We start from the raw sequence: 26,249 nt of genomic DNA, 5'->3' as shown, positions 1-26,249 counted from the left end.
GCCGCGTCCGCTCGGCCCACCGCAACGACCAGCCCCTTCGAGGAGCCCGCCATGTCGCTGGAAGCCCTGCGCAACGCTCTGCCCGACTATGCGAAGGACCAGAAGCTCAACCTCGGCAGCCTGGCCACCGAGCCGGTGCTGACCGAGCAGCAGCGCGCCGGCACCTTCGTCGCCTCCGCCCTCGCCTCCCGCAACCCGACCGTGATCAGGGAGATCGTGGACGAGTTCGGCCCGAAGCTGAGCCCAGAGGCGCTGACCGCCGCCAAGGCCGCGGCCAGCATCATGGGCATGAACAACGTCTATTACCGCTTCACCCATCTGGTGCAGGGCGACTACGCCCAGATGCCGGCGAAGCTGCGCATGAACGTCATGGCGCGCCCGGGCGTCGACAAGATCGACTTCGAGCTCTGGTCGCTCGCCGTCTCGGCCATCAACGGCTGCGGCATGTGCATGGAGAGCCACGAGAAGGTCGTGCTGCAGCACGGGCTGAGCAAGGAGCAGGTGCAGGCCGCGGTGCGCATCGCCTCGGTGGTGCATGCGACGGCCGCGACGCTCGACGGCGAGGCGGCGCTCGCCGCCTGAGCGCGGCGCCCGCCGGCCTGTCTTCATCGCTTCTTCACCCGGCGCCGGCATGATTCCCGCCAGACGGATCGGTCGGGCAATGGGCGAATGGATCAGCAATCGAAATCGCGGCAGGTGACGGATCGCGACCGCTTCCTGACCTTCGCCCTGGCCGCGGCCGAGATCCTGGTGGAGACGACGCCGGAGGGCCGCATCCTCTTCGCGGCCGGCGCCCTCAACAGCCGCCTTGGCCGGCCGGCCGAGGAGTGGCTGGGCCGTCAGGCCCGGGACCTGCTCGCCCTGCCGGACCGGCAGGGTTTCGACCTCGCCTTCGCCCGCCTCCTCTCCCGCGACCGCCTGCCCCCCACCCGCTTCCGCCTCGCCAATGGCGCGGGTACGCCGGTCTCCTGCGCCGGGTTGCGGCTGCTCGGCCGGGATGCCGGCCGGCTCTGCCTCACTCTCGGCGCCCTGCCGGCCGAGCGGCCCGCCGGCCTCCCCGCCCCCTCGGGCCCCGCCGGCCTCTGGCAGGCCGCCGAGCAGACCGCGCGGGAGGGCGGCGACGGCCGCATGCTCGGCCTGATCGAGCTGCGCGAGGCCGACCGGCCGCTGATCCCCTCGCCCGACGCCGCCGCCCGCATCCGCGAGACCATCGCCGGGACGCTCGGCTCCGAAGACCTGGCGAGCGAGCTCACGCCCGGGCGCTACGGCCTGATCGCCCGGGGCGGCTCGGATATCGGGGCGCTCGGCGAGGCCATCGCCGCCGCCGCCGGCAACGGCGCCAGCGTCGCCACCCGTGGCCTGGCGCTGGAGGCGGAGGGACTGACGCCGCTGCAGCGCTCCCGCGCCCTCCGCCACGCCCTCGCCTGCTTCTCCCGCGAGGGGCCGGAGCGGCTGGACGGGGAGGGCTTCGCAGAGGGGCTCTCCGGCTGCGTGGCGCAGGTCTATGCGCGGGCGGCCAGGCTGCGCCAGGCCATCGCCGATCGCCGCTTCCAGCTCGCCTTCCAGCCGATCGTCGCCCTGGCCGACCGCCAGCCGCATCACTGGGAGGCGCTGCTGCGGCCGGACCCGGAGACCCGCGCCGCCATCGGCGGGGTGCAGGACTTCGTCACCTTCGCCGAGACGGCCGGCCTGTCGGAGGAGCTGGACTGGGCCGTGCTCGCCGCGGTCTGCGCCGCCGCCCGCCGCGTCCGCGGCGCCCGCATCGCCGCCAACCTCTCCGGCCTGACCCTCCAGAGCCCGGGCTTCCGCGACCGGCTGCTGACCCTGCTCGATGCCGAGCCGCTGCTGTCGCATCGTCTGCTCATCGAGATCACCGAGACCGCCGAGATCGAGAACGAGGCCGAGGCGGTGCGCACGGTCGAGGCGCTGCGGCAGCGCGGCCTGCTGCTCTGCATCGACGACCTCGGCGCCGGCGCCGCCGCCTTCCGCTACCTGCGCGCCTTCCGGGTCGATTACGTGAAGATCGACGGGCTCTACGTGACCGCCGCCACGCATAGCGAGCAGGACCGCAACGTCATCGCCGGCATGGTGGAACTGGCCCGGTCGCTCGGGGCGCGGGTGGTGGCGGAGCGGATCGAGACCGAGGAGGAGGCCGGGCTCATGCGCTCGCTCGGCGTCGACTATGGCCAGGGCTGGCTGTTCGGGCGGCCCGGCGCCCTGCCCGGCCGCGGCCAGGCCGCCTCGCCCCTCGAGCCGAGCGTCCCGGTGCCGTAGCGCCGGCATTTGACGCTCCGCGCCGCGGCGCCGATCATGGCCTGGCAGGGGTCGGCGAAGGCCGCCGCGGGGAGGGACCGGGCATGCGCGAGCGGAGTTGCCAGCCCCCGGACCCCGCGCCGCGCCGACCGCGCTTCCAGCCGCCGCCCGGCGCCTGCGACGCGCATTGCCACGTCTTCGGCCCGGCCGACCGCTACCCCTATGCGGCGGGCCGCGCCTATACCCCGCCCTATGCGCCGGCCGAGGCGCTGCGCCGGCTGCACGCCCTCCTCGGCATCGAGCGCGCGGTGATCGTGCAGGCGAGCTGCCACGGCACCGACAACACGGCGATGCTGGACGCGATCGCCGGATCCGGCGGCGCCTGGCGCGGCGTCGCCATCCTCGATGCCGGCGTGACCGATGCCGAGCTCGACCGGTTGCAGGCCGGCGGCGTGCGAGGCGTGCGTTTCAATTTCGTCTGGCATCTCGGCGGCGCCCCGGACCTCGCGGTGTTCGATGCGGTGCTCGGCCGCATCGAGCGGCTCGGCTGGCATGTGGTGCTGCATCTCGATGCCGAGGACATCCTGGAGCACGCCGCGCATCGCCCGGCTGCGCGTGCCCTTCGTCATCGACCATATGGGCCGGGTGCAGGCGCGTGGCGGGCTGGGGCAGGCGCCCTTCCGGGCCTTGCTCGAGCTGCTGCGCAACCCGCTCGCCTGGGTGAAGGTCTGCGGCGCCGAGCGCGTCTCCTCCGCCGGCCGCCCCTTCGCGGATGCCGTGCCCTTCGCCGCGGCGCTGATCGAGGCGGCGCCCGACCGGGTGCTCTGGGGCACCGACTGGCCGCATCCGAACATCGTCGGCGACATGCCGAACGATGGCGATCTCGTCGACCTCTTCGCGCAATTCACCGCGGATGCCGGGCTGCGGCAGCAGGTGCTGGTGGAGAATCCAGACCGCCTCTACTGGCGATAAAAAGTTAGGCGCCTCAGCTCCACTCGGTTCGCAGGAAGCGATAACCCTCGCCCTCCCGCGCGACATGGCCGGTTGCCGGAAAGGGGAAATGGTAGCCGATGACCCGGATGCGGTCGGTCGCCGCCATGTCGAGCACCCGACGGCGCGTCGCCTCCGCCGCCTCGGCATCGAATTCGAACAGCGAATGCAGGCCGGGGCGGCGCAGGAACAGCTCCGGCCGGTGGCTGGTATCGGCCAGCAGCAGCACCTGCTCGCCGTCATCGGCGATGCGGAAGATGCAGTGGCCGGGCGTGTGACCGAAGGCGGCGATGGAGTCGATCCCGGGCGCCACCGCCGCGCCGGGGACGAATTGTCGCAGCCGCGCCTGATAGGGCGCGAAGCGGCGGGCGACATTGGCGAAGTTCACCCGCTGCCCTTCCGGGCTGCGGCTCTCATTCGCCGGGTCGCTCCACCAGGCCCATTCCGGCTCGGCGACCGCCACCTCGGCATTGGGGAAGGTGGCGGTGCCGTCGCGCGCGGTCAGGCCGTGGATGTGGTCCTGGTGGCAGTGGGTGACGACGACGAGCCCGACCTTCTCCGGCTCCAGCCCCGCCGCCGCCATGTTCCGCGCCAGCAGCCCGGCGGTCGGCGCCATCTGGCCGCCGGTGCCGGCATCGAAGGCGACCAGCATCCGGCCGGTCTCGACGAAGGTGACGGTGTAGGGGCCGTCATAGGTGGCGGTCGGCAGGAAACTCTCGGCCAGCACTGCCTGCACCTCGGGCAGCGGGGCGTTGCGCACCAGCCCCTCGGTGCCGCGGCGCGCGAAGCCGTCGGAGACGGTGGTGACGGTGAAGCCGCCGAGCCGGAAGCGGTACCAGCCCGGCGCCTGCGCCAGCGGCGCGGGCGCCGCCGCACCCGCCCGCCGCGCCAGTGGCGGCAGGGCGAGGCCGGGAGCCGCCAGCGGCACGAAGGACAGGGCACGGCGTCTGGTCGGCAAGAGGACCTCCCGGGTTCGATGCGGCGCACAAGATGCGCCGCAGCCGCGGGTTACGCCACCCGGTGCGGGGGGGCACTGCCCTTCAGCAATACGGCATCGAGATTCTCCAGGGCGCGGTTGCCCATCGCATCGCGCGTCTCGATCGTCGCGCTGCCGAGATGCGGCAGCAGCGCCACGTTCCGCAACGGCAGATAGCCCGGATCGACCTTCGGCTCGCCGTCGTAGACATCGAGGCCGGCGGCACGGATATGGCCGGATTTCAAGGCGGCGATCAGCGCCGCGTCATCCACCGAGGGGCCGCGGCCGGTGTTGATGACGATCGCCCCCTTCTTCATCTTCGCCAGCCGCTCGGCATTCAGCCAATGCCGCGTGCCCGCGCCGCCCGGGACATGCATCGAGATCATGTCGATGGTCGAGAGGAAGCTGTCCTCGTTGTCATGATAGATGGCGCCCTGCTCGAGATCCGGCGGCAGGCGCTGCATGTCGCGGTAGTGGATCTCCATGCGGAAGCCGCGCGCCATGTTGGCGAGCTCCCGCCCGATCCGGCCGAAGCCGAGGATGCCGAGCTTCTTGTGCTCGAGCGTCACGCCCATGAGCTGCGTCGGCGCCCAGCCCTTCCATTGGCCGCTGCGCACCAGCGCCTCGCCCTCCACCGCGCGGCGGGCCGCCATCAGCAGCAGGGTGAAGGCGCATTCGGCGGTGGCGAAGGAGAGCACCTCGGGCGTGTTCACCACGACGATGCCGCGCGCCTTCGCCGCCTCGACATCGATGTGGTCGAAGCCGACGCTGAAGGTGGCGATGACCTTCACGCTGTCCGGCAGCGCCTTGATGCAGGCGGCGTTGAACTGGTCGCCGGCGGCGCCGAGGATGCCGTCGGCCTTCGCCGCGGTCGCGCGCCGGGCGATCTCGGCGCCGTCGGTGGACCAGGGCTCGTCCTGCGGGTTGAGGCGGGCGTCGTAGTCGCGCGACGCGCGCGCCTCGATGGCCTCCGGCAGCTTGCGGGTGACGAGCAGGATCGGCTTGGGCATGCGGGCATCTCCTCTGGCCTCGCGGTTTACCAGCGGGCGCGTCTCTTGCCATCCCGGAAGGCGCGCCCCGGCTTGCCAGGGGCCGGGCCGGCGGGCACCGTCCCGGCCGGATTGAAGGGAGGCCAGGCAGATGGATCTCGGGTTGAAGGGCCGCCGCGCCCTGGTCATGGGCGGCACCAAGGGCCTTGGTCGGTCGATCGCCGATGCGCTGGCCGGCGAGGGCGCGGCGCTGGTCATCAGCGGCCGCGACCAGGGGCGGCTGGACCAGGCGGCGGGCGAGCTGAAGGCCGCGGGCGCCGCCTCCGCCGCCGGCGTCATCGCCGACGTGGCGCGCAGCGCCGACATGGACCGGCTGGCCGAGGCGGCGCTCGCCGCCATGGGCGGGGTCGACATCCTGGTGCTGAACCATGGCGGGCCGCCGCCCTGCACCGCCTCGCAGATCACCGAGGAGGCGCTGCTGGAGTGGTTCCAGCACATCGTCGTCTCGCCGATCCGCATCGCCAACCGCCTCATTCCGGCGATGCGCGAGCGCGGCTGGGGCCGGGTGATCGTGGTCGGCAGCACCGGCATGCAGCATCCGATCCCGACGCTGGCGCTGTCGAACACGCTGCGCGCCTCGATCTGGGGCTGGCTGAAGACCCTCTCGGGCGAGGTGGCGAAGGACGGGGTGACGATGAACATCCTCGCCCCCGGCACCATCCAGACGGACCGGGTGACCCAGACCACGACCGTGCGCGCCAAGCAGAAGGGCGTCTCCTTCGAGGACGCGCTGGCCGAGGCGGCGGCCGAGATCCCGGCCGGGCGGCTCGGCACCCCGGCGGATTACGGGCCGATGGGCGCCTTCCTCGCCAGCGAGAAGGGCGCCTACGTCACCGGCAGCATGATCCGCGTCGATGGCGGCCGCGTCCGCGGCATGGTGTAGAACACCCCTCCGCGAAGCCGCGGCAGGCCCGGCGGGTGCCGCGGAGCCGGACAGGCCGCGGCAGCCGGGCCGCGGCCAGGGCCAGGCCGGCGGAGCGGCATGGTATGTGCTACTCCGGCAGCCGACGGGGGCGCGATGCGTCCCCGCAAGGAGTTCTGGATGCTGCCCAACCTTACCCCCGATGTCGCGCTCGCCGAACGGCTCTTCGCCACCCTGCGCGAGCGGAGCTTCGACGGCACCGGCATCACCCGCGAGGCCTTCGGGCCGGGCGAGCGCATGGCGCATGCGCTGATGGCCGAGACCGGCGCGGCGCTCGGCCTCGAGCAGCGGGTCGATCCGGTCGGCAACCTCTACCTGACCCTGCCCGGCATCGACCGCGCGGCGAAGCGGGTGCTGCTCGGCAGCCATTTGGACAGCGTGCGCTCGGGCGGCAATTTCGACGGCGCGGCCGGGGTGCTCGCCGGCATCGCGGCCCTCGCCGGCATGCGCCGCGCCGGCTACGCCCCGGCGCGCGACATCACCGTGATGGCGATTCGCGCCGAGGAGGCGGGCGCCTGGTTCCCCACCTCCTATCCCGGCAGCCGCGGCGCCCTCGGCGCCATGCGGCCGGAGGAGCTGGAGGTGCGCCGGCTCGACAGCGGCCGGACGCTGGCCGAGCACATGCGCGAGGAGGGGTTCGACCCGGATTTCGTCGCCCGCGGCGAGCGGGCGATCGCGCCCGAGGGCGTCGCCGCCTTCCTCGAAGTGCATATCGAGCAGGGGCCGGTGCTGGAGGCCGAGGGCATCCCGGTCGGCATCGTCACCGGCATCCCCGGCAGCCGCCGCCTGCGCGCGGCGCGGGTGATCGGCGAGTGGAACCACTCCGGCGCCACGCCGCGGAAATACCGCAAGGACGCCGCCATCGCGCTGGCCGACCTCGCCGTCGCGCTGGACGAGGCCTGGTGCCGGCAGGACGCGCTCGGCCAGGCGATGGTCTGCACCTTCTGCGTGCTGGCGACGACGCCCGAGGCGGGCTTCACCAAGATCCCCGGCGAGGCCGTGTTCCAGCTCGATATCCGCAGCGTCAACCTGCATGTCTGCGACGCGATGTTCGAGGTGCTGCACGAGAAGGTCGCCGAGATCGAGGCACGGCGCGGCGTGCGCTTCGAGCTCGGCGCGGAGACGGGCAGCCGCGCCAGCCCGATGGATGCGGGCGTGCAGGCCGGGCTGCGGCAGGCGGCCGAGGCGCTCGGCATTCCCTACCACGTCATGGCCTCGGGCGGCGGGCACGACGCCGCGGCCTTCGCCCAGGCGGGCATCCCGACCGGGATGCTCTTCGTGCGCAACCAGAATGGCAGCCACAATCCGAAGGAAGGGATGCGGATGGAGGATTTCGCGCAGGCCTGCGCCGTCGCGCAGCGTTTCGCCGCGGAGCATGCGGCGTGACGGAGAGCCTGGCCGAGCCGGATACGGGCGCGCGTCTCGCCGTCGATATCGGCGGCACCTTCACCGATCTCGCCGTGGAATGCGGCGCCGGGCGCTGGACCGCCAAGGTGCTGACCACGCCCGCCGCGCCCGAGCAGGGGGTGCTGGAGGGCGTGCGGGTGGTGCTGGAGCGGGCCGGGCTGGCGCCCGCCGACATCGCCCTCGTCATCCATGGCACAACGCTCGCCACCAATGCCGTCATCGAGCGCAAGGGCGCGCGCACGGCGCTGCTGACGACCGAGGGCTTCCGCGACGTCCTCGCCCTCGGCAATGAGAGCCGCTATGACCAGTACGACCTGAACATCGAGCTGCCGCAGCCGCTGGTGCCGCGGCGCTGGCGCCTGCCGGTGCCGGAGCGGCTCGACAATGCCGGCCGCGTGCTGCTGCCGCTCGACGAGGCGGCGGTGGCGCGACAGGTCGCCTTCATGCGGGACGAGGGGATCGAGGCGGTCGCCATCGGCTTCCTGCACGCCTTCGTCAATCCGGCGCATGAGCAGCAGGCGGCCGGGATCATCCGCCGGCTCTGGCCCGAGGCGCCGCTCTCCCTCTCCTCCGAGGTCTCGCCGGAGATGCGGGAATGGGAGCGCTTCTCCACCACCGTCGCCAATGCCTATGTGCAACCGCGGATGGCCCGCTACCTGCAGCGGCTGGAGGTGGGGCTGCGGGAGGCGGGCCTCGCCTGCCCGATCTTCATGATGCTCTCGGGCGGCGGCCTCACCACCCTCGACACCGCGGCGCACTTCCCGATCCGCCTGGTCGAGAGCGGGCCGGCGGGCGGCGCCATCTTCTCGGCGCATGTGGCGCGCGAGCGCGGGCTCGACCGCGTGCTCTCCTTCGACATGGGCGGCACCACGGCGAAGGTCTGCCTGATCGACGGCTTCCAGCCGCAGGCCAGCCGGACCTTCGAAGTGGCGCGGGTCGGCCGCTTCAAGAAGGGCTCCGGCCTGCCGCTGCGCATCCCGGTGATCGAGATGGTGGAGATCGGCGCCGGCGGCGGCTCCCTCGCCGCGGTCGACAGCATGGGGCGGATCACCGTCGGGCCGGAGAGCGCCGGCGCCGATCCCGGCCCGGCCTGCTACGGCCGCGGCGGCGCCAGGCCGGCCGTGACGGATGCCAACCTGGCGCTCGGCCGCTACGACCCGGTGGCCTTCGCCGGCGGCGCGCTGCGCCTGCATCCCGGGCCGGCGCTCGACGCGCTGGCCGCCGAGGTGGGCGGGCGGCTGGGGCTGTCGCCGGAGATGGCGGCGCTCGGCGTCGTGGAGATGGTGGACGAGAACATGGCGAATGCCGCCCGCGTCCATGCCATCGAGAGCGGCAAGGGCTTCGAGGGCCGCGCCATCATCGCCTTCGGCGGCGGCGGGCCGGTGCATGGCTATCGCGTCGCGGAGAAGATCGGCGTGAGGCGGCTGCTGGTGCCGAGCGGCGCCGGCGTCGGCTCGGCCATCGGCTTCCTCCGCGCCCCGGTCGCCTATGAGGTGGTGCGCAGCCTGTATCAGCGCTTCGCCACCTTCGATGCGGCGGCGGTGAACGCGCTGCTCGCCGACATGGCGGCGGAGGCCGCTTCGGTGGTGGCGCGCGGCGCCTTCGGGGCCCCGACGGTCGAGAGCCGCATCGCCTATATGCGCTATGTCGGCCAGGGGCACGAGATCGCCGTGCCGTTGCCCGCGCGCGACCTGGAGGCGGCGGATGTCGAGGCCGTCCGGGCTCTCTACGACACGGAATATGCCCGCTTCTACGACCGGCCGGTGCCCGGCAGCGATGTCGAGATCCTGAGCTTCGCGGTGACGGTCGCAACCCGGGTGGCGCCGGTCGAGCCGGCGGCGCCGGCGGCCGAGGCCCCTGCCCCGGCGCCGATCCGCCATCAGGCGGTGCGCGACACGGTGAGCGGCGAGGTGGCGGACTGGCCGGTCTATGATCGCGCCGCCATGGCGCCGGGCTGCCTCGTGGCGGGCCCCTGCATCGTCGCCGAGGCGGAGACCAGCACGCTGGTCGGGCCGGGCTGGGTCTGCCGCATGGACAGCCTGTTCTATCTCGACCTCGAGGACCGGCGCGGGAGGGCGGCATGACCTGCCCCCTGCCGCGCCGCCGCGGCCCCGCGACCACAGGAGGCATCGCATGAGCGAGGCACTCGCCAAGATCCAGCGCCAGATCCAGTGGAACCGCCTGATCGCGGTGGTCGAGGAACAGGCGCAGACCATGATCCGCACCGCCTTCAGCACCACGGTGCGCGAGGCGGGCGACCTCTCGGCCGGCATCTTCGACCTCCAGGGCCGGATGCTGGCCCAGGCCGTCACCGGCACGCCGGGCCATGTCAACTCCATGATGGAGAGCGTCGGGCATTTCCTGGCGAAATTCCCGGCGGAGACGATGCGGCCGGGCGACCACTACATCACCAACGATCCCTGGCTCGGCACCGGGCACCTGCACGACCTCACCGTCGTCACGCCTGCCTTCCGCAAGGGGAGGATCGTCGGCCTCTTCGCCAACACCGCGCATATCATCGATATCGGCGGCCTCGGCATGGGGCCGGAGGGGCGGAGCGTCTTCGAGGAGGGCCTCTACATCCCGATCGTCAAGTGCTTCGACCGCGGCGCGCCGAACGAGACCTTCTTCGACTTCCTCCGCGCCGGCAGCCGCACCCCGGTCGAGCTGGAGGGCGATGTCTACAGCCTCTGCGCCTGCAACGATGCCGGGGCGCGGCGGCTGGTCGAGATGCTCGACGAATTCGACATGGACAGCCTCGACCCGCTGGCCGAGTTCATCTTCGACAGCTCGCTGGCCGCGACGCTCGAGGAGATCCGCAAGCTGCCGCAGGGCACCTACCGCGCCGAGATCCGCTCCGACGGCTATGAGGCGCCGGTGACGCTGCAGGCGGCGATGACGGTCGAGGAGGAGCGGATCGTGGTCGACTATGCCGGCACCTCCGGCCTCTCGACCCGCGGCATCAACGTCCCGCCCGCCTATTGCCGCGCCTATGCCTGCTTCGGGATCAAATGCGTCGTGGCGCCCGAGATCCCGAACAACTGGGCGAGCCTCAGCCCCTTCCAGATGCAGATCCCGGAGGGCTGCATCCTGAACGCGCCGCGGCCCTATCCGGTCTCCGTGCGGCATGTGGTCGGCCAGCTCCTGCCCGACCTGATGATGGGCTGCCTGCACCAGGCGGTGCCGGACCGGGTGAATGCCGAGGGCTCCTCGGCGCTGTGGAACCCGCCGCTGCGCGGCGGCGCGCAGGTCTCCGGCCAGGCGGCGGAGGTCGAGGATTTCGAGATCATCACCTTCAACTCCGGCGGCACCGGCGCCCGCCCGGGCAAGGACGGGCTGGACGGCATCGCCTTCCCCTCCGGCGTGCGCACCATGCCGGTGGAGGCGACGGAGAATGTCGCGCCGGTGATCTTCTGGCGGAAGGAGCTGCGGCCGGATTCCGCCGGCGCCGGCCGCACCCGCGGCGGCTTCGGGCAGGTGATGGAGATCGGCGCCAAGGGCGATGCCGAGTTCGCCGTGAACGCCATCTTCGACCGCGTCGCCAACCCGCCGAAGGGCCGCGAGGGTGGTGGCGAGGGTGCCGCGGGCTGGGTCGGGCTGAACGACGACAACGGCACGCCGCTGCGCACCAAGGGCTTCCAGGTGATCCCGAAGGGGCGGCGGCTGCTGCTGAAGCTGCCGGGCGGCGGCGGCATGGGCGACCCGAGGTCGCGCGACCCGGCGCTGGTGCGGCGCGACGTGGCGGATGGGCTGGTCTCGCAGCGGGCGGCGAGGGAGCTCTACGGGGTGGAGGATTGAGGGCGTGAAGGGGGCGCCGCGCCGGGCGGGCGCCCCCTCCCTCCGACACCAGGCCCGCCGGCTCTCGACCATGGCGCCATGGACCAGGTCCTTGAACAGCATCCGGGTACGGACCCGGTTGCCCCGCCCCTGGGCCATCAGGATGGCGACCAGCTCCTCCGCCCGGTCGATGGTGAAGCCGGCAGCAAGCCGCACGCCCAGGCGCATGGGGGCCGCTTCGCCCCGCCCGCGACCGGCGCCAGGGGCGATGTCAGCCGCGGACGAGCGGGCAGCCGCCCTCGCTGAGCGGCCGAAAGGCCTCCTCCGCCGGCACGCTGCCAACCGGCTTGTAGTAGTCCCACGGCCCGCGGCTCTCCGCCGGCGCCTTCACCTCGAAGAGATAGGCGGGGTGGATCTTGCGCCCGTCCTCGCGGATGCGGCCGGGGCCGAAGCAGTCGTCATCGGTCGGCATCGCCTTCATGCGCTGCACCACCTCGAGGCCGCTGGCCTTGGCCCGCGCCGCGCCGAGATCGGCCACCGCCTTCAGGTAGTGCAGGCAGGCGGAGTAGGTGCCGGCATGCTCCTGGTTCGGCCAGTTCTGCGGCGTCTTCGCCTTCACGCGATCAAGGAAGGCGCGCGTGCGGTCGTTCAGGTCCCAGTAGAAGACCTCGGACAGGAACAACCCCTGCGCCGCCTCCAGCCCGATGGCGTGGATGTCGGTGGTGAACATCACCAGCCCGGCCAGCTTCTGGCCACGCTTCGCCAAGCCGAATTCCCGCGCCTGCTTGATGCAGTTCACCGTATCCGCGGCCGCGGTCGCCAGGCCGACCACCTTGGCGCGGCTCGCCTGCGCCTGCAGCAGGAAGGCGGAGAAATCCGTCGTGCCGGGGAAGGGAAAGCGCGCCGCGCCGAGCACCTTGCCGCCCGCCGCCTGCACCGCGCGGCTGGTGTCACGCTCCAGCTGATGGCCGAAGCCGTAATCGGCGGTGATGAAGTACCAGCTGTCGCCGCCGGCGCGGACGGTGGCGCTGCCCACGGTCTTTGCGAACATCCAGGTGTCGTAGGTCCACTGGATGGTGTTGCTGCTGCACTGCTCCCCGGTCAGCGCTGAGCTGGCGGCGCCGGAGGCGAGCTGGACCTTGTCCTTCTCCCGCGCCAGGGTGCCGACCGCCAGGGCGACGGCAGAGTTGTTCGACTCGCAGATCATGTCCACGCCGTCCTGGTCGAACCAGCGGCGGGCCAGAGAGAGGGCGATGTCGGGCTTGTTCTGATGGTCGCCCTGGATCACCTCGACCTTCAGCCCGCGCGCGGCGACGCCGGAATCCTCGACCGCCTGCCGGGCGCAGACGACGGAGGTCGGCCCCGAGGTATCGCGATAGGGGCCGGAGAAGTCCGCCAGCACCGCGATGCGGATCGTGGCCTCACGCGGCTGGGCCCAGGCGCGCCCGGCGGCGGGCGCCGCGGCGAGGCCGGCAAGCAGGGGCCGGCGTCCGATAGGGGGCATGGTGGATCGTCTCTCCCGGAAATCCGTCTGATCCGACGGTGGGCCATGCATGGTCCGGCAGCCCGCGCCTGGCAAGCCTCGGCCCGCGCGGCCGCGCTTCCCCGCCGGGCGCGGGGCGGGTATCGCTTGGCGACCGCCTTCTCCGTACCGGGAGTGCCCGCGCCCATGGCCCTGCGCTGCGACCTCATCATCCGCGACGCCACCCTCCTCGACGGCACCGGAAGCCCGCGCCGGGTCGGCGATCTCGGCGTCAGCGGCGACCGCATCGTGGGCGTCGGCGATCTCGGCGGCGCCAGCGCCGACCGCGAGGTGATCGCCACCGGCAAGGCGCTCGCCCCCGGCTTCATCGACGCGCATACCCATGACGACCGCGCCGTGCTCTCCGGCTGCGAGTGCCTGCGCTGCAAATCCTCGCAGGGCGTGACCACGGTGGTGGTCGGCAATTGCGGCGTCAGCCTGGCGCCGCTGGAGGGCGGCCGGGGCAAGCGGCCGCCGCCGCCGCTGGACCTCGTCGGCGACAGCGGCTTCTCCTTCGCCAGCTTCGGCGACTATGCCGAGGCGGTGCGCAGGACGCCGGCGGCGGTGAACACCTATGCCATCATCGGCCACCAGACGCTGCGCTACCGCGTCATGGGCGACGACCTCTACCGCCCGGCGACGGACCGCGAGATCGCCGAGATGCGCCGCCTCGTCGCCGAGGCGCTGGCCGAGGGCGCCTCGGGCTTCTCGACCGGGCTCTGGTACAAGCCGAACATGCATGCGCCGACCGAGGAGGTGATCGCGGTCGCCGAGCCGCTGCGCGCCGCGGGCGGCATGTACTTCACCCATATGCGGGACGAGGCGGACCGCGTCTGCGCCTCGATCGAGGAGACGCTGAAGATCGGCAAGCGGGTCGGCGTGCCGGTCTGGATCAGCCACCACAAATGCTCGATGCCGGAGAATTACGGCCGCAGCGTGCAGACCCTCGCCCTGATCGAGGCCGCCGCCTCGATGCAGGAGGTGGCCTACGACATGTACCCCTACCCGGCCGGCTCCACCGTGCTGATGCCGGACCGTCTGCGCGAGGATGTGCGGGTCATCGTCACCTGGTCGGTGCCCTTCCCGGAGATGGCGGGCAAGGACCTGGCCGAGGTGGCGCGCGGCTGGAACACCGATCTCCGCAGCGCCGCCGAGCGGCTGCTGCCGGCCGGCGCCATCACCTTCCAGATGGACGAGGAGGATGTGCGGCGGATCATGCGGCATCCGCTCTCGGTCATCGGCTCGGACGGCATCCCGCACGACGCGCATCCGCATCCCCGGCTCTGGGGCACCTTCCCGCGCGTCCTCGGCCTCTATTCGCGCCAGCTCGGCCTGCTGAGCCTGGAGGAGGCGGTGCACAAGATGACCGGCCGCACGGCGCAGCTCTTCGGCATGGTGGATCGCGGCGTGCTGCGCCCTGGCGCCTATGCCGATCTGGTGCTGTTCGACCCGCACAAGGTGCTCGACCGCGCCACCTTCGAGGATCCGAAGCAGGAGAGCGACGGCATCGAGGAGGTCTGGACCAATGGCGTGCCGGTCTTCCGCGCCGGGCAGGGCCTGACCGGCGAGGCGCCGGGCCGGCTCATCCGGCGCAACCGGGACCACTAATCCCCACGACGTCGCTTCGCGCCGCCGCGGGGGCCCCGTTTGCGCACCTGATCCTTGGTGCGTCACAGCCTGCCACGGCGAAGCCGCGGCAGGGCAACGGGCGGCGCGGGCGGCGAGGCGCGTCCCGAGATGGCGTGGCGCGGGTAGGCAAGGTGGCGGCGGCGCGGTAGTCCGGGGCATCGAAGGACAGGCCGGCGCCGCCCCCCCGCGGGCGAGGCCGTCAGTCCCAGGGAAACGACCGGAACGCCGCATGCCGACCGCCGCCGAACGCCTCGTGGAATTCCTCGCCCGGCAGGGCATCGACCGCGCCTTCTGCGTGCCGGGCGAGAGCTACATCGCGCTCCTCGATGCGCTGCATGCGCATGACCGGATCGATCTCGTCACCTGCCGCTCGGAGGGCGGGGCCGGCTTCATGGCGGTCGCCGATGGCAAGCTCACCGGCCGGCCCGGCATCGTGCTGGTCTCGCGCGGCCCGGGCGCGTGCAATGCCAGCATCGCCGTCCACACCGCCGAGCAGGATGCGGTGCCGCTGATCCTGCTGATCGGCCAGGTGGAGAAGCGCGACCTCCGGCGCAACGCCTTCCAGGAGATCGACTACGCCAGCATGTTCCGCGGCGTCGCCAAATGGATCGGCGAGGCGACGGAGCCCGACCAGGTGCCGGAGATGATCACCCGCGCCCACGCCATGGCCATGGGCGGCGTGCCGGGGCCGGTGGTGCTCTCCCTGCCCGAGGATGTGCTGGCCATGGCCTGCGCCGCCCCGGTGCCGCCGGCGACCCTGCCCTCCCCGCTGCCGCCCTCGCCGGCCGATGCCGCGCGCCTCGCCGCGCTGCTGCGGGCGGCGGAGCGGCCGATCCTGCTCGCCGGTCACGGGCTCGACACGCCGGGCCATCCGGACGGGGCCGAAGGCCAGGGCGGGGGCCAGGGCCATCGCGCCGCACTGCGCGCCTTCGCCGAGGCCTGGTCGCTGCCGGTCGCCGTCTCCTTCCGCCGCCAGGACCTCTTCCCCAACGACCATCCGCTCTATGCCGGCGATCTCGGCCTGCGGAACCCCGACGCGCAGCGCGCCGCCTTCGCCGAGGCGGATCTCGTCCTCGCCCTCGGCACGCGGCTGACCGACATCACCACCCAGGGCTGGAGCTGGCCGGCGCCCCGGAATGGCGAGAAGGGCCAGCGCCTGGTGCATGTCTGCGCCGATCCGCGCTTCCTCGGCTGGCTCTTCCCGGCCGAGCTGGCGCTGGCCGCCGATGCCGGCGCCACGATCGCCGCGCTGGCCGCCGAGGCGCCGGGCGCGCCGCCCGGCCGCGCCGCCTGGAATGCGCGGCTGCGGGCGCTGCAGGTGGCTGACATGCAGGTCGCCACGGGCCGCTGGCCGGATGGCGTCGCCTTCGCCACCGTCGCCAGGCTGATCGAGCAGGTGGCGCCGCCGGATGCCATCGTGACGCTCGATGCCGGCACCTTCGGCGCGCCCTTCTACCGCAAGACCGCCTGGGTGCCGCCGCAGCGCCTGCTGGCGCCGATCTCGGGCGCCATGGGCTTCGGCGTGCCGGCCGGCGTCGCCGCGGCGCTGCGCTGCCCGGAGCGGTGCGTCATCGCCCTGGTCGGCGATGGCGGGGCGCTGATGACCGGCGGCGAATATGCCGTGGCGGTCGCGCGCGGCGCGCCGCTCAAGCTCGTCCTCTCGGACAACGGCACCTATGCCAGCATTCGCATCCACCAGGAGCGGGTGCATCCCGGCCGGGTCTCCGGCACCACGCTGGTGAACCCGGATTTCGCGCAATGGTGCGCCGCCTTCCGGGTGCCGGTGACGGTGGTGGAGAGCGAGGCGGATTTCCCGGCGATGGAGGCGGCGCTGCGGGCTCCGGGCGCGGCGGCGATCCTGGTGCGCACCTCCCTCGCCGCGGTGCTGCCACGCCCGCTGGCGGCGGAATAGGCCGGCGCCTCAGGGCACGGCGCGCCGCCGCACTACGCCGCCTGGCTCCAGCGAACGCCAGTCGCCCGCCGCGGCCCGCGCCGCCACCTCCCGCCGCAGCAGGCCGAGCACCGTCGCGGTGGCACGCGAGGCCGGCCGGTCCGGCGGCAGGGCGAGAACCACCTGCCGCCGCGGCACCGGCCGCACCAACGGCGCGCTGCGCAGCCGCCCCGCCGCCTCCTCCGCCCGGATCGCCGAGCGCGGCAGCACCGCCTGGCCGAGCCCCGCCTCCACCAGATCCTTCAGCACGCCGAAGCTGTCCGCCTCGAACCCCACCTCGAGCGTGATACGGGCGCGGCCGGCCGCCGTCTCGACGATGCGCCGCAAGCCATGCGCCCGGCTCGGCAGCACCAGCCGGCGGCCGGCAAGGGTGGCGAAGGGCACCGGCGCCGGGCCGATCCCGCTGCCGGCATCGCCGACCAGCACCATCTCCTCAAGCAGCAGCTCGGAGACGCGGAGATGCAGCGCCTGGGCCGGGCCGTAGAGCAGGGTCGCATCGGTCACCCCGCGTTGCACCCATTCGACGAGATGGCCGGTATAGCCCTCCACGATGCGGAGCGAGAGGCCAGGATGCTCGGCCGCGACGCGGCGCGCCAGCGGCCCGGCAAGGACGCAGGCCAGCGTCGGCATCATGCCGAGCGCCACCTGGCCGCTCACCGCGCTGCCGAGCGCCCGCACCTCCTCCCCGGCGCGCTCGAGCTGCCGGACCGGGCCGAGGATGCGGTCGAGGAAGGCTTGCCCCGCCTCGGTGAGCTGCATGCCGCGGCCGTGGCGGGCGAAGAGCGGGGTGCCGATCTCCTCCTCCAGCATCCGGATCTGCCGCGACAGGGCGGGCTGGGCGAGGCGCAGGCGATCGGCGGCGCGGCTGAGCGAGCCGGCCTCGGCCACCTCGCGGAAGGTGCGGAGCTGCCGGAGGTCCATGGGAGAGTCTTATACCACCGCCCCTCAGGCGCCGGGCGCAAACCTCTGGTTTGCTTAGCGTCGCCGCAACTGCAGCGGGCCCCGTTCGGGGTCTCGGACCGGTCAGGGGACCGATCCGCCAGCATTAACCAAATTCGATGGCTTCTATCGCCGCTTTCGAATTCCCTGAAGGCCCGGCAGCCGCGATGCTGCGGCCGAGCGATGGACGTCCAGGCGGCCGGCTGCCTTGCCAGCCGGTTCCGGCGCGTCCTAATCCCGTCCTCCGGAGGAGTAGCGCCATGGACCAGCCCATTCTCGCCGCCGACCCGCATGCCGAGATCCGGGAGGAGGTGGCGAAGCTCTGCGCCCGCTTCCCCGGCGAGTACTGGCGCAATGTGGACCGCGAGCGCGCCTACCCGACCGAGTTCGTCCAGGCGCTGACCGAGGCCGGCTATCTCGGCGCGCTGATCCCCGAGGAATATGGCGGCGCCGGCCTGCCGCTCTCGGCGGCGGCGGCGATCCTCGAGGAGATCCACCGCTCCGGCGGCAATGCCGGCGCCTGCCACGCCCAGATGTACATCATGGGCACGATCCTGAAGCACGGCAGCCCGGATCAGAAGAAGCGCTACCTGCCGAAGATCGCCTCCGGCGAGCTGCGGCTGCAGGCCTTCGGCGTGACCGAGCCGACCAGCGGCACCGACACCACCGCGCTGCGCACCGTGGCGAAGCGCGAGGGCGACAGGTACATCGTCAACGGCCAGAAGATCTGGACCAGCCGGGCGGAGCATTCCGACCTGATGCTGCTGCTCGCCCGCACCACGCCGCGCAGCGAGGTGGCGAAGAAGACCGAGGGGCTCTCGACCTTCATCGTGGACATGAAGGCGGCGCTCGGCCACGGGCTCACCATCCGTCCCATCCGGACGATGATGAACCACAACACCACCGAGGTCTTCTTCGACAACATGGAGGTCCCGGCCGAGAACCTGGTCGGCCAGGAGGGCCGCGGCTTCCGCTACATCCTCGACGGCATGAATGCCGAGCGGCTGCTGATCTCCTCGGAATCGATCGGCGACGCCAAGTGGTTCATCCGCAAGGCCGTGGACTACAGCAAGGAGCGGGTGCTGTTCGGCCGGCCGATCGGCCAGAACCAGGGCGTCCAGTTCCCGATCGCGCGCGCCTATGCCCAGATGCGCGCCGCCGAGGCGCTGCTGCGGCAGGGCCTGGCCAAGTTCGAGACCGGGCAGCCCTGCGGCGAGGAGGCGAACATGTCGAAGATGCTCGCCGCCGAGGCCGCCTGGGCGGCGGGCGAGGCCTGCATCCAGACGCATGGCGGCTTCGGCTTCGCCGAGGAATACGATGTCGAGCGCAAGTACCGCGAGGCGCGGCTCTACCAGGTGGCGCCGATCAGCACCAACCTGGTGCTGAGCTATGTCGGCGAGCACGTCCTCGGCATGCCGCGGAGCTACTGAGATGGCCTCGCAGCCGCTCAAGGGCCTGCTCGTCGTCTCGATGGAGCAGGCGGTCGCCGCGCCCTATTGCGCCTCCCGCCTCGCCGATGCCGGGGCGCGCGTCATCAAGATCGAGCGGGCGGAGGGCGACTTCGCCCGCGCCTATGACGCGGTGGCGAAGGGGCAGTCGAGCTACTTCGTCTGGCTGAACCGCGGCAAGGAGAGCCTCTGCCTCGACATCAAGGCGCCGGCCGACAAGGCGCTGCTGGAGCGGCTGCTGGCGAAGGCCGATGTCTTCATCCAGAACCTCGCCCCCGGCGCCATGGCGCGCGCCGGCTTCGGCTCGGCGGCGCTGCGGGAGAAGCACCCGCGCCTCATCACCGTCGACATCTCCGGCTATGGCGAGGAGGGCGAGTATGCCGGGATGAAGGCCTATGACCTGCTGGTCCAGGCCGAGAGCGGCCTCGCCTCCATCACCGGCCGGGCCGAGGGGCCGGGGCGCGTCGGCGTCTCGGCCTGCGACATCGCCTGCGGCATGCATGCCCATGCGGCGGTGCTGGAAGCGCTGATCGAGCGCGGCATCACCGGCCGCGGCAAGGGCATCGCGGTCAGCCTCTTCGACGGCATGGCGGACTGGATGACGGTGCCGCTGCTGCAATACGAGGGCACCGGGCGGAACCCGCCGCGCATCGGCCTCGCGCATCCCTCCATCTGCCCCTATGGCGCCTTCGACACCAAGGACGGGCAGCTCGTCCTCATCGCCATCCAGAACGAGCGGGAATGGGCCAGCTTCTGCGCGCATTTCCTCGACGAGCCGGACCTGCCGCAGCGCGAGGGCTTTCGCGTGAACAACGAGCGCGTCGCCAACCGGCCGGTGGTGGATGCGCATATCGCCCGCATGTTCGCCTCGCTGACGCGCGAGGACTGCGCCGCCAAGCTGCGCCGGGCCAACACCGCCTATGGCTTCGTCAATGACTGTGAAGGGCTGCGCACCCATCCGGCCCTGCGGCGGGTGACGGTGGAGACGCCGGAGGGGCCGGTGCAGATCGGCGCGCCGCCGGCGAAGCTCTCGGACGGGGCGCGGGCCCTCGGGCCGGTGCCCGCGGTCGGCCAGCATTCGGCGGCGATCCGGGCCGAGTTCGGCGGCTGAGCGTCGCCGCGGCGGGCGGCGTCCTGCCGCCCCCCGCGTTAGCGCGGCCGGCTGGCGCCCGGCATCTCCGCCAGTTCCATCATCATCACCTGCCGGCCATTCACGCTGCGGCGGGTCGGCGCCACCGGCGGCTTGCCATTGCCCGGCCGCAGCACCGGCGTTCCCATCAGCAGCAGGGGCTGGCCCGGCCCGCGCGCGGTTGCCGCACCGCCCCGGATCGCCATCGCCACCACCTGGAAGCCGTTCTGGCCGATCGGCTTCGCCTCCACCACCTTGCCGTTCGACCAGGCGGTCACCAGCGCCTCGCGCCGCCGCTCCTCGGCCAGCTTGGCCGCCATGGCCGGCCAGGCGGCCATGACGAGTTGGCGATAGGCGTCGCCGAGCTCGGGCGTCGCCGAGTGGTAGTTGGCCGCCGCCTGCTCCCAGCTCTTGGTCTGGCCATAGAGCCGCTTGAGGAAGAGCGCGGCATAGCGGGCATTGGCCACCGGATCGAAGGCCGCCTGCAGATCGGGGAAGGCCTGCGGGTGATGATAGAGGTTGACCTGGAGGCAGCCGACATCGATCAGCTTGACGCCGCGGGCCCGCAGCGCCTCGACCGCGGCGATCGCCTCCTCCTTGCTGTCGAAATACCGCCCCTGCCCTTCGGCATTGATCGTCCAGGGCCAAGCGGTCACGCCCTTGCCGGAGGGGTCGGGCCGGCCGGCCTCCACCGTGCCGATGGCATGCAGCAGTCCGCCTGGCAGCTTCTGCTCGGTCTCCGCGGCCTGGATCGCCTGGCGGCAGAGCTGCGCCGGTGTCGGCGCAGGCGGGGCCGGTCGTTCCGCCCTGGCAGCCGCCCCGGTCACGAGCAGGGCAGTGGCGGCGAGGACGACACGACGCATACGGTTTCTCCTGAAGCGGGAACAGTCAGTCACGGTCACGAGCCCGCCGCGCCGCTGCTTGCTTGGGGCGCGGGGGGGCAATCGCGAGTTGGGCTTTAGCCCATTGTTCTCAGAGCTTCTTCACCCGTTCGGGTGATCCCGGCCGCACCGAAGCCGCTACGGGCACATTGGGGTTAAGTCCCGAGGCGGCCGGTCATGGCTTCACGAGAGCGAGAAAAAAGCGCAACGATGCCGAAAAGAGATTTCGCGGTGCAGAATTCCCTTGTCAGGCGTCATGCGGGCGCCTAACTTGTGCATCGCAGCAACACGGCCCAGCCGGGTTGTTTGCCTTTCTTGGACGTTTCCTCCCTAAACTCGGCGGTGCCTCTGGCACCGCCTTTTTTTTGCCCGTGGCCTGGGGCGATCCGCCCTGCCATGCCGCGGCAGGTGCCGGTTTTGCCATATTGCGCTGCGGCGCGATATCACTCAAACGTGAGTTACATCACGTTCTCGTTTCCCAGCCTGCTCGCCGGCGATGCCCATCCATGCGCTTGCTCGGTCACGAGCCTCGCTCAGCGCAGGCAGGACCAGTCGGCGGCGGCCAGCCCCTCGATCATCCGCGTCAGATCCGCCTGCAGTCCCAGCATGCGCGGCAGGCGCTCGATCCGGGCCTCGTCCATGTAGAGCGGCCGCGAGACCTCGACCTGCAGGGCGTGCACGCCCTCGCGCGGCCGGCCGTAATGCCGGGTGACATAGCCACCGGCATAGGGATCGTTGCGCCGCACCCGATAGCCGAGGCCCGCCAGCAATTCCTCGGCGAGTCGCGTCGCGCGCGGCGCGCAGGATGTCCCATGCGCATCGCCGAGGACGAAATCCGGCGGGCTGCCGATCTGCGCCGGATGGGTCGGCATCGAATGGCAGTCGATCAGCAGGCAGTAGCCGAAGGCGTCCCGCGTCTCGGCGATCAGCGCCGCCAGCGCGGCGTGATAGGGCTGCCAGTAGCGGCGGATACGGTCCTCCGCCTCCTCGAATCGCAGCTTGTGCCGGTAGACGGTCTCGCCGCTCGCCACCACGCGGGCGATGGTGCCGAGCCCGGCGCCGACCCGCGGGCTCGCCGTGTTCACCCAGGCCGGCAGCGGCCCGTCGAACATGCCGGGATCGAGCTCCCAGGGTTCGCGGTTCACGTCGCAGAAGACGCGCGGGAAGGTCGCCGCCAGCAGCGGCGCGCCGAGCTCGGGCGCCGCGCCGAAGAGCTCGTCGACGAAGCCATCCTCGGAGCGGCGCAGGGCGATGGGATCGAGCCGCGCCGCCGCCACGAAATCCGGCGGATAGAAGCGCCCGGAATGCGGCGAGGCGAAGACGAGCGGCGTCGTCCGGCAGGCCGGGCGCGTCAGCAGATAGGGCGGCGGCTCCGCGGCGAGGGGCGCGGCGGGCGGGAATTCCTGTGGCAGGTCCATGGGCGATGGCCATGAAGCCACAGCCGCGAGCGGCTGTCAGCAACCCGAATCATTCATCTCAGGGAGGCTTGCCGGCCCGTCTGGCCCGGGCTAAAAACCCGCTCCCGGTCGATGGGCGCGTAGCTCAGCGGGAGAGCACTACCTTGACACGGTAGGGGTCACAGGTTCAATCCCTGTCGCGCCCACCATCGACCCTCGTGCCTTCGCGGCACCCTGTCGATCCTCGCACCGGGCGCTTCCATCTCTCCAACACGTTGCAGCGGCCGCTCCTTCGCGGCACCGGTTGCGGCGCCGTGCCGGGACGCGTGACCGATCCTCGCGCATCGGACGGGCTGCCGATCTCCCGCGCCCGTCCCGCAGGCCGCCGGGACATCGCCGCAGCGCCTCCCGGCATTAGCGCCGCTTTCACCTCCCGCGCCTACGATCCCATCCGTGTTGCAACCCTCGCCGACGCCGCGGCGCGCCTGGTGCCGACCCCTGCTCCTGAGCGCGTTGGCGGCCTGCGCCATCGCGATCCTTTCCGCCGGGCTGCGGCCGGGCGATGCGGTGATGCTCCTGCTCGCGCCCGGCACGGAGGCCGGGCAGGCGGCGCTCCGCATCGCCGATGCGCCGGGCTGGCGGCTGCTGCGGGACGGGACGTTGCTGGCATGGCCCTTCCTGATCGCGGTGCCGGAGGCCGGCGCCGATCGCGACCGGCTGCGCCGCGCCGTCGGCGGGTTGCTCCTGCTTTCCACCGCAGCCGTGGGCCCCTGCCTGCGGCCGAGCAAGGACGCTGAATGATGGATCTCGCCCGGATCCGACGGGGCACGGGGTGGCTGGTGATCGGCCTGCTCTGGGCCGCCGTCGCCGCCGCCGGCCTTCTTGGCCTGTTCCAGGATGGGTCGGGCCCGCCTAGCTTCGGCCAAGCGGGCTTTGGCCAAACCGGCTTTGGACTGGCGGGCTTCGGTTTGGCGGGCCTTTCGGCCCTGGCCGCGAGCCTCGCCTGCCGCCACGGCTTCGAGGCCCAGGCGGCGCGGTTCGCCCTGGCCGCCGCCGCCGTGGTCGCGGTCTCGGTCCTGGTCGCCATGGTGCCCGCCTGGCTGCGGATCGACCTCCACATGGCCTATTTCGCCTGCCTGGCGCTGCTCGCCGGCTTCTGCGACCGCCGCACCATCGCGGTCGCCACGGCGGCGACGGCGCTGCACCACCTGCTGCTGAACTTCGCCCTGCCGATGCTGGTCTTCCCCGATGGCGGCAACCTGCCGCGGGTGGCGCTGCATGCCGCCATCCTGCTCGCCGAGGCCGCGACGCTGTTCTGGATCACGGGCGCGCTGGAGCAGGCGGCCGGGGCGGCCTCCGACGCGCTGGCGGCGGAGGCGGCGGCGCGGAGGCGCGAATCGGCGGAGACCGCAGCGCGGCAGCGGGCCGAGGCCGCGGCGGCCGGGGCGGCGCAGGGCATGCGCCAGACGCTCGCGGGACGCATCGAGCAATCGGTCGGCGGCATCGCCACGGCGGTCTCGGGCGCGGCGTCGATGCTGGACCGCTCGGCGCAGGAACTGGCCGAGACGGCGCAGCATGCCGCCGCCGGCGTCACCACGGCCTCGCAGGCGGCGCAGGACGCCTCGATCGGCGTGCAGACCGTGGCGGTCGCGGCGGAGGAGCTGGCCTGTTCGGTCTCCGAGATCTCGCGCCAGGTCGCGCATGCCGCAGAGATGAGCCGCCTCGCGACCGAGCGGACCATGGCGACCGACGCCACCGTCCACGGCCTGACCGCGAGCGCGCAGCAGATCGGCGACGCGGTGCGGCTGATCAGCGACATCGCGGGGCAGACGAACCTGCTCGCGCTCAACGCGACGATCGAGGCGGCACGCGCCGGCGAGGCCGGCAAGGGCTTCGCGGTGGTCGCCGGCGAGGTGAAGGCGCTGGCCAGCCAGACCGCCAGGGCCACCGAGGAGATTAGCCAGCAGGTCGCGGCCATGCGGGCGGCGACTGATGCGGCGGTCGCGGCCATCCGCGGCATCCGCGAGGTGGTCGGCGGCCTCGACGGGGTCGCCGGCGCCATCGCATCGGCGGTGGAGGAGCAGGGCGCGGCGACGCGGGAGATCGCCGGCACCGCCGACCGCGTCGCTCGGGCGACGGGGGAGGCCGCCGCGGCGGCCTCCAGCGTGCAGGATGCCGTCGCCAGGGCGTCCCGCGCGGCGGCGGCGCTGAAGGGAACCGCCAGCAGCCTGTCCGCCGACGGCACGACACTCCGGCGGGAGCTCGACGCGGTGGTCGTCGGGCTGCAGGCGGGCTGACGCCCGCCGCATCCCCTGGCCAGGCGGGTCCGCCTGGCCAGGATCCGCCTCAGGGCCGCTGGTTCGAGAAGACGACAGTGCCCGAGGCGCTGAACATGCCGCCGACGCCGTGGCAGACCGAGACCTTCGCCCCCGGCACCTGCGCCGGCGCGGTGCCGCGCATCTGCCGCACGCTCTCCTGCAGGGCGAACATGCCGTACATGCCCGTATGAGTGTAGGACAGGCCGCCACCATTGGTGTTCAGCGGCAGCTTGCCGCCCGGGCGGGTATTGCCCTCGCGGATGAAGCCCGCCGCCTCGCCCGGCTTGCAGAAGCCGAGATCCTCGAGCCCGTAGAGCGGCAGATGCGCGAAGGCGTCGTAGATCATCATGTGATCCACGTCCTTGCGGTCAATCCCCGCCGCCTCGATCGCCGTCGGCCCCGCCACCCGGAAGGCGGAGGAGGAGGTGAAGTCCTTCATCTGCGAGACCATGTTGGTCTCGACCGATTCGCCGGTGCCGAGGACATAGACCGGCTTGGTCGGGAAGTCCTTCGCCCGGTCGGCACTGGTCAGGATCAGCGCGCCGCCGCCATCCGTCACCAGGCAGCACTGCAGGATGCGGAAGGGATAGGCGATCATGCGGCTGTTCAGCACGTCCTCGACCGTGATCGGCTCGCGGAACATGGCGCGCGGGTTCTTCCCCGCCCATTCCCGCTGCACCACGGCGACCGTCGCCAGATCCTCATGCGTCACGCCGCGCTCCTTCATGTAGCGCAGCACCGGGATCGGGAAGAGCGTCGGCGGGCCGAAGGGGCCGTAGGGCATCTCGAACTGGCCGTTCAGGCTCTCCGGCTCGGGCGGGCGCGGCGTCGCGTTGATGCGCGACTTGCCGCTCTCGCCATGCGTGATCAGCACCGTCTTGCAATAGCCGGCATGGATGGCGGCCGCCGCGTGCCGCAGATGCAGCATGAAGGAGCAGCCGCCGACGCCGGTGCCGTCCACCCATTTCGGGGTGATGCCGAGGTAATGCGCGATCTGCTGCGGCATCATCGGCCCGACGCAGGCGACGCCGTCGATATCCGCGGGCTTCAGCCCGGTCTCGGCCATGGCGTTCAGCGCCGCGTCCGCATGCAGCATGATCTGCGACATGCCGGGAACCACGCCGATCTGCGTCGATTCCGCCGCGCCGACGACCGCGATCTCGCCGCGCCCGATCATCAGCGGGACTCCTTGGCGGGACGGAAGAGCGGCAGGCTGATCTCCTCGTCCATCGGGGTGAAGGCGACCTCCAGCTTCATGTCGAGTTGCAGCGCCTCGGGCGTCTGCTCGCAATCGACGATGTTGGTCATCAGGCGCGGCCCCTCCTCGAGCTCGACGACGGCGATGGCATAGGGCGGCGTGAAGCCCGGTACGGGCCGGTGGTGGATGACGTAGGAATGCAGCGTCGCCCGGCCCGAGGCCTCGAAGACGCTGACATTGCGCGTGCCCGTATAGGGGCTGAAGGGGCGCGGCGGGAAATACGCCTTCCCCGTATCGCCGCAGCGCTGCAGCAGCAGCTTGCCCTGCTTGCAGCCATCCCAGAAATGCTTGGTCTCGGGCGTGGGCTTCGGTTTCGCCCGGCCGGGTGCGAGCATGCCCGTCTCCTCCTTCGCTATGGCGGCGGGGAGCCTGCCACGGCCGGCGCGCCACGGCGAGGGGGGGC

At 72.3% G+C, this 26,249-nt stretch carries 21 protein-coding genes, 1 tRNA gene and 1 pseudogene; 15 read left to right on the top strand and 8 right to left on the bottom strand.

The window, feature by feature from the left end; genetic code table 11:
* The first annotated feature begins 51 nt into the window (after positions 1 to 51).
* The 4 genes and pseudogenes from HJG45_RS22170 to HJG45_RS28970 all read left to right on the top strand — a co-directional run bounded on the left by HJG45_RS22170 (position 52) and on the right by HJG45_RS28970 (position 3,225).
* Positions 52 to 582 carry a carboxymuconolactone decarboxylase family protein gene (locus tag HJG45_RS22170; protein ID WP_171615169.1) on the top strand — a complete coding sequence of 177 codons (531 nt, stop codon included), beginning with the start codon at positions 52 to 54 and terminating at the stop codon, positions 580 to 582.
* Positions 583 to 669: 87 nt separating this feature from the next.
* On the top strand, positions 670 to 2,274 hold the full coding sequence (locus HJG45_RS22165) for an EAL domain-containing protein (RefSeq protein WP_171615167.1): 1,605 nt from the start codon (positions 670 to 672) through the stop codon (positions 2,272 to 2,274).
* A gap of 83 nt (positions 2,275 to 2,357) precedes the next feature.
* Positions 2,358 to 2,783, top strand: a pseudogene (locus HJG45_RS28975) (amidohydrolase family protein); the annotation flags it as partial.
* 40 nt (positions 2,784 to 2,823) lie between these two features.
* A complete protein-coding gene (locus HJG45_RS28970) occupies positions 2,824 to 3,225 on the top strand; it encodes an amidohydrolase (RefSeq protein ID WP_254452710.1) in 402 nt (133 codons plus the stop codon).
* Positions 3,226 to 3,238: 13 nt separating this feature from the next.
* Here HJG45_RS28970 and HJG45_RS22155 read toward each other — a convergent pair whose 3' ends face one another.
* Together HJG45_RS22155 and HJG45_RS22150 are read right to left on the bottom strand one after the other, a co-directional pair.
* Entirely contained in the window at positions 3,239 to 4,201 is a 963-nt protein-coding gene (locus HJG45_RS22155; RefSeq protein WP_171615165.1) for an MBL fold metallo-hydrolase, read from the bottom strand.
* Between the two features lie 50 nt (positions 4,202 to 4,251).
* Positions 4,252 to 5,229, bottom strand: a complete 978-nt coding sequence (locus HJG45_RS22150; protein WP_171615163.1) for a D-glycerate dehydrogenase — start codon at positions 5,227 to 5,229, stop codon at positions 4,252 to 4,254.
* Between the two features lie 130 nt (positions 5,230 to 5,359).
* Here HJG45_RS22150 and HJG45_RS22145 point away from each other — a divergent pair, with 130 nt between their 5' ends.
* The 4 genes from HJG45_RS22145 to HJG45_RS22130 all read left to right on the top strand — a co-directional run bounded on the left by HJG45_RS22145 (position 5,360) and on the right by HJG45_RS22130 (position 11,395).
* Positions 5,360 to 6,151 carry an SDR family oxidoreductase gene (locus HJG45_RS22145; protein ID WP_171615161.1) on the top strand — a complete coding sequence of 264 codons (792 nt, stop codon included), beginning with the start codon at positions 5,360 to 5,362 and terminating at the stop codon, positions 6,149 to 6,151.
* Positions 6,152 to 6,310: 159 nt separating this feature from the next.
* A complete protein-coding gene (locus HJG45_RS22140; RefSeq protein ID WP_171615159.1) occupies positions 6,311 to 7,576 on the top strand; it encodes a Zn-dependent hydrolase in 1,266 nt (421 codons plus the stop codon).
* Positions 7,573 to 9,681 carry a hydantoinase/oxoprolinase family protein gene (locus tag HJG45_RS22135; protein ID WP_368040654.1) on the top strand — a complete coding sequence of 703 codons (2,109 nt, stop codon included), beginning with the start codon at positions 7,573 to 7,575 and terminating at the stop codon, positions 9,679 to 9,681. The genes HJG45_RS22140 and HJG45_RS22135 overlap by 4 nt, the downstream gene beginning before the upstream one ends.
* Positions 9,682 to 9,730: 49 nt before the next feature.
* Positions 9,731 to 11,395, top strand: coding sequence for a hydantoinase B/oxoprolinase family protein (locus tag HJG45_RS22130; protein ID WP_171615158.1), 1,665 nt, complete (start codon positions 9,731 to 9,733; stop codon positions 11,393 to 11,395).
* Positions 11,396 to 11,645: 250 nt separating this feature from the next.
* On the opposite strand, the gene HJG45_RS22125 is transcribed toward HJG45_RS22130, so the two are convergent.
* Positions 11,646 to 12,878 carry an ABC transporter substrate-binding protein gene (locus HJG45_RS22125; protein ID WP_171615156.1) on the bottom strand — a complete coding sequence of 411 codons (1,233 nt, stop codon included), beginning with the start codon at positions 12,876 to 12,878 and terminating at the stop codon, positions 11,646 to 11,648.
* A 165-nt stretch (positions 12,879 to 13,043) separates the two neighbouring features.
* Between HJG45_RS22125 and HJG45_RS22120 the strand changes: the two genes are divergently transcribed.
* Together HJG45_RS22120 and HJG45_RS22115 are read left to right on the top strand one after the other, a co-directional pair.
* Positions 13,044 to 14,504: an amidohydrolase family protein gene (locus tag HJG45_RS22120; protein ID WP_171615154.1), complete on the top strand. Its 1,461-nt coding sequence runs from the start codon at positions 13,044 to 13,046 to the stop codon at positions 14,502 to 14,504.
* A 250-nt stretch (positions 14,505 to 14,754) separates the two neighbouring features.
* On the top strand, positions 14,755 to 16,437 hold the full coding sequence (locus HJG45_RS22115; protein WP_171615152.1) for a thiamine pyrophosphate-binding protein: 1,683 nt from the start codon (positions 14,755 to 14,757) through the stop codon (positions 16,435 to 16,437).
* 9 nt (positions 16,438 to 16,446) lie between these two features.
* On the opposite strand, the gene HJG45_RS22110 is transcribed toward HJG45_RS22115, so the two are convergent.
* Positions 16,447 to 17,397 carry a LysR family transcriptional regulator gene (locus HJG45_RS22110; RefSeq protein WP_171615150.1) on the bottom strand — a complete coding sequence of 317 codons (951 nt, stop codon included), beginning with the start codon at positions 17,395 to 17,397 and terminating at the stop codon, positions 16,447 to 16,449.
* A gap of 278 nt (positions 17,398 to 17,675) precedes the next feature.
* Here HJG45_RS22110 and HJG45_RS22105 point away from each other — a divergent pair, with 278 nt between their 5' ends.
* Entirely contained in the window at positions 17,676 to 18,845 is a 1,170-nt protein-coding gene (locus tag HJG45_RS22105) for an acyl-CoA dehydrogenase family protein (RefSeq protein WP_171615148.1), read from the top strand.
* Between the two features lies 1 nt (position 18,846).
* On the top strand, positions 18,847 to 19,974 hold the full coding sequence (locus HJG45_RS22100) for a CaiB/BaiF CoA-transferase family protein (RefSeq protein WP_171615146.1): 1,128 nt from the start codon (positions 18,847 to 18,849) through the stop codon (positions 19,972 to 19,974).
* Between the two features lie 38 nt (positions 19,975 to 20,012).
* Here HJG45_RS22100 and HJG45_RS22095 read toward each other — a convergent pair whose 3' ends face one another.
* Entirely contained in the window at positions 20,013 to 20,855 is an 843-nt protein-coding gene (locus HJG45_RS22095; RefSeq protein WP_171615144.1) for a transglycosylase SLT domain-containing protein, read from the bottom strand.
* A 551-nt stretch (positions 20,856 to 21,406) separates the two neighbouring features.
* Positions 21,407 to 22,291 carry an N-formylglutamate amidohydrolase gene (locus HJG45_RS22090; protein ID WP_171615142.1) on the bottom strand — a complete coding sequence of 295 codons (885 nt, stop codon included), beginning with the start codon at positions 22,289 to 22,291 and terminating at the stop codon, positions 21,407 to 21,409.
* 113 nt (positions 22,292 to 22,404) lie between these two features.
* On the opposite strand from HJG45_RS22090, the gene HJG45_RS22085 reads away from it, so the two are divergent.
* From HJG45_RS22085 to HJG45_RS28485, 3 genes are all read left to right on the top strand, one after another.
* Positions 22,405 to 22,479 (top strand) — tRNA-Val (locus tag HJG45_RS22085).
* Between the two features lie 361 nt (positions 22,480 to 22,840).
* Complete coding sequence (locus HJG45_RS22080; RefSeq protein WP_171615140.1) at positions 22,841 to 23,071, top strand: hypothetical protein; 231 nt, start codon at positions 22,841 to 22,843, stop codon at positions 23,069 to 23,071.
* Entirely contained in the window at positions 23,068 to 24,567 is a 1,500-nt protein-coding gene (locus HJG45_RS28485) for a methyl-accepting chemotaxis protein (protein ID WP_217363004.1), read from the top strand. The genes HJG45_RS22080 and HJG45_RS28485 overlap by 4 nt, the downstream gene beginning before the upstream one ends.
* A gap of 49 nt (positions 24,568 to 24,616) precedes the next feature.
* On the opposite strand, the gene HJG45_RS22070 is transcribed toward HJG45_RS28485, so the two are convergent.
* Both HJG45_RS22070 and HJG45_RS22065 read right to left on the bottom strand, forming a co-directional pair.
* Entirely contained in the window at positions 24,617 to 25,765 is a 1,149-nt protein-coding gene (locus HJG45_RS22070; protein WP_174890539.1) for a thiolase C-terminal domain-containing protein, read from the bottom strand.
* Positions 25,765 to 26,181, bottom strand: a complete 417-nt coding sequence (locus tag HJG45_RS22065) for a Zn-ribbon domain-containing OB-fold protein (protein ID WP_171615139.1) — start codon at positions 26,179 to 26,181, stop codon at positions 25,765 to 25,767. The genes HJG45_RS22070 and HJG45_RS22065 overlap by 1 nt, the downstream gene beginning before the upstream one ends.
* Positions 26,182 to 26,249: the final 68 nt, after the last annotated feature.

Origin of the sequence: Roseicella sp. DB1501 (assembly GCF_013112485.1) — a bacterium.
Lineage (GTDB): Bacteria > Pseudomonadota > Alphaproteobacteria > Acetobacterales > Acetobacteraceae > Paracraurococcus.
The sequence above is the reverse complement of the archived record's forward strand: the minus strand, read 5'-3'. Positions and strand labels throughout refer to the sequence as shown.

Coding starts and splice junctions, on each gene's coding strand:
- HJG45_RS22165 (WP_171615167.1), top strand. CDS start 670: ATGGATCAGCAATCGAAATCGCGGCAGGTGACGGATCGCGACCGCTTC.
- HJG45_RS22080 (WP_171615140.1), top strand. CDS start 22,841: ATGCTCCTGCTCGCGCCCGGCACGGAGGCCGGGCAGGCGGCGCTCCGC.
- HJG45_RS22115 (WP_171615152.1), top strand. CDS start 14,755: ATGCCGACCGCCGCCGAACGCCTCGTGGAATTCCTCGCCCGGCAGGGC.
- HJG45_RS22065 (WP_171615139.1), bottom strand. CDS start 26,181: ATGCTCGCACCCGGCCGGGCGAAACCGAAGCCCACGCCCGAGACCAAG.
- HJG45_RS22125 (WP_171615156.1), bottom strand. CDS start 12,878: ATGCCCCCTATCGGACGCCGGCCCCTGCTTGCCGGCCTCGCCGCGGCG.
- HJG45_RS22130 (WP_171615158.1), top strand. CDS start 9,731: ATGAGCGAGGCACTCGCCAAGATCCAGCGCCAGATCCAGTGGAACCGC.
- HJG45_RS22070 (WP_174890539.1), bottom strand. CDS start 25,765: ATGATCGGGCGCGGCGAGATCGCGGTCGTCGGCGCGGCGGAATCGACG.
- HJG45_RS22145 (WP_171615161.1), top strand. CDS start 5,360: ATGGATCTCGGGTTGAAGGGCCGCCGCGCCCTGGTCATGGGCGGCACC.
- HJG45_RS28970 (WP_254452710.1), top strand. CDS start 2,824: ATGCCGAGGACATCCTGGAGCACGCCGCGCATCGCCCGGCTGCGCGTG.
- HJG45_RS28485 (WP_217363004.1), top strand. CDS start 23,068: ATGATGGATCTCGCCCGGATCCGACGGGGCACGGGGTGGCTGGTGATC.
- HJG45_RS22095 (WP_171615144.1), bottom strand. CDS start 20,855: ATGCGTCGTGTCGTCCTCGCCGCCACTGCCCTGCTCGTGACCGGGGCG.
- HJG45_RS22100 (WP_171615146.1), top strand. CDS start 18,847: ATGGCCTCGCAGCCGCTCAAGGGCCTGCTCGTCGTCTCGATGGAGCAG.
- HJG45_RS22150 (WP_171615163.1), bottom strand. CDS start 5,229: ATGCCCAAGCCGATCCTGCTCGTCACCCGCAAGCTGCCGGAGGCCATC.
- HJG45_RS22120 (WP_171615154.1), top strand. CDS start 13,044: ATGGCCCTGCGCTGCGACCTCATCATCCGCGACGCCACCCTCCTCGAC.
- HJG45_RS22170 (WP_171615169.1), top strand. CDS start 52: ATGTCGCTGGAAGCCCTGCGCAACGCTCTGCCCGACTATGCGAAGGAC.
- HJG45_RS22110 (WP_171615150.1), bottom strand. CDS start 17,397: ATGGACCTCCGGCAGCTCCGCACCTTCCGCGAGGTGGCCGAGGCCGGC.
- HJG45_RS22140 (WP_171615159.1), top strand. CDS start 6,311: ATGCTGCCCAACCTTACCCCCGATGTCGCGCTCGCCGAACGGCTCTTC.
- HJG45_RS22105 (WP_171615148.1), top strand. CDS start 17,676: ATGGACCAGCCCATTCTCGCCGCCGACCCGCATGCCGAGATCCGGGAG.
- HJG45_RS22090 (WP_171615142.1), bottom strand. CDS start 22,291: ATGGACCTGCCACAGGAATTCCCGCCCGCCGCGCCCCTCGCCGCGGAG.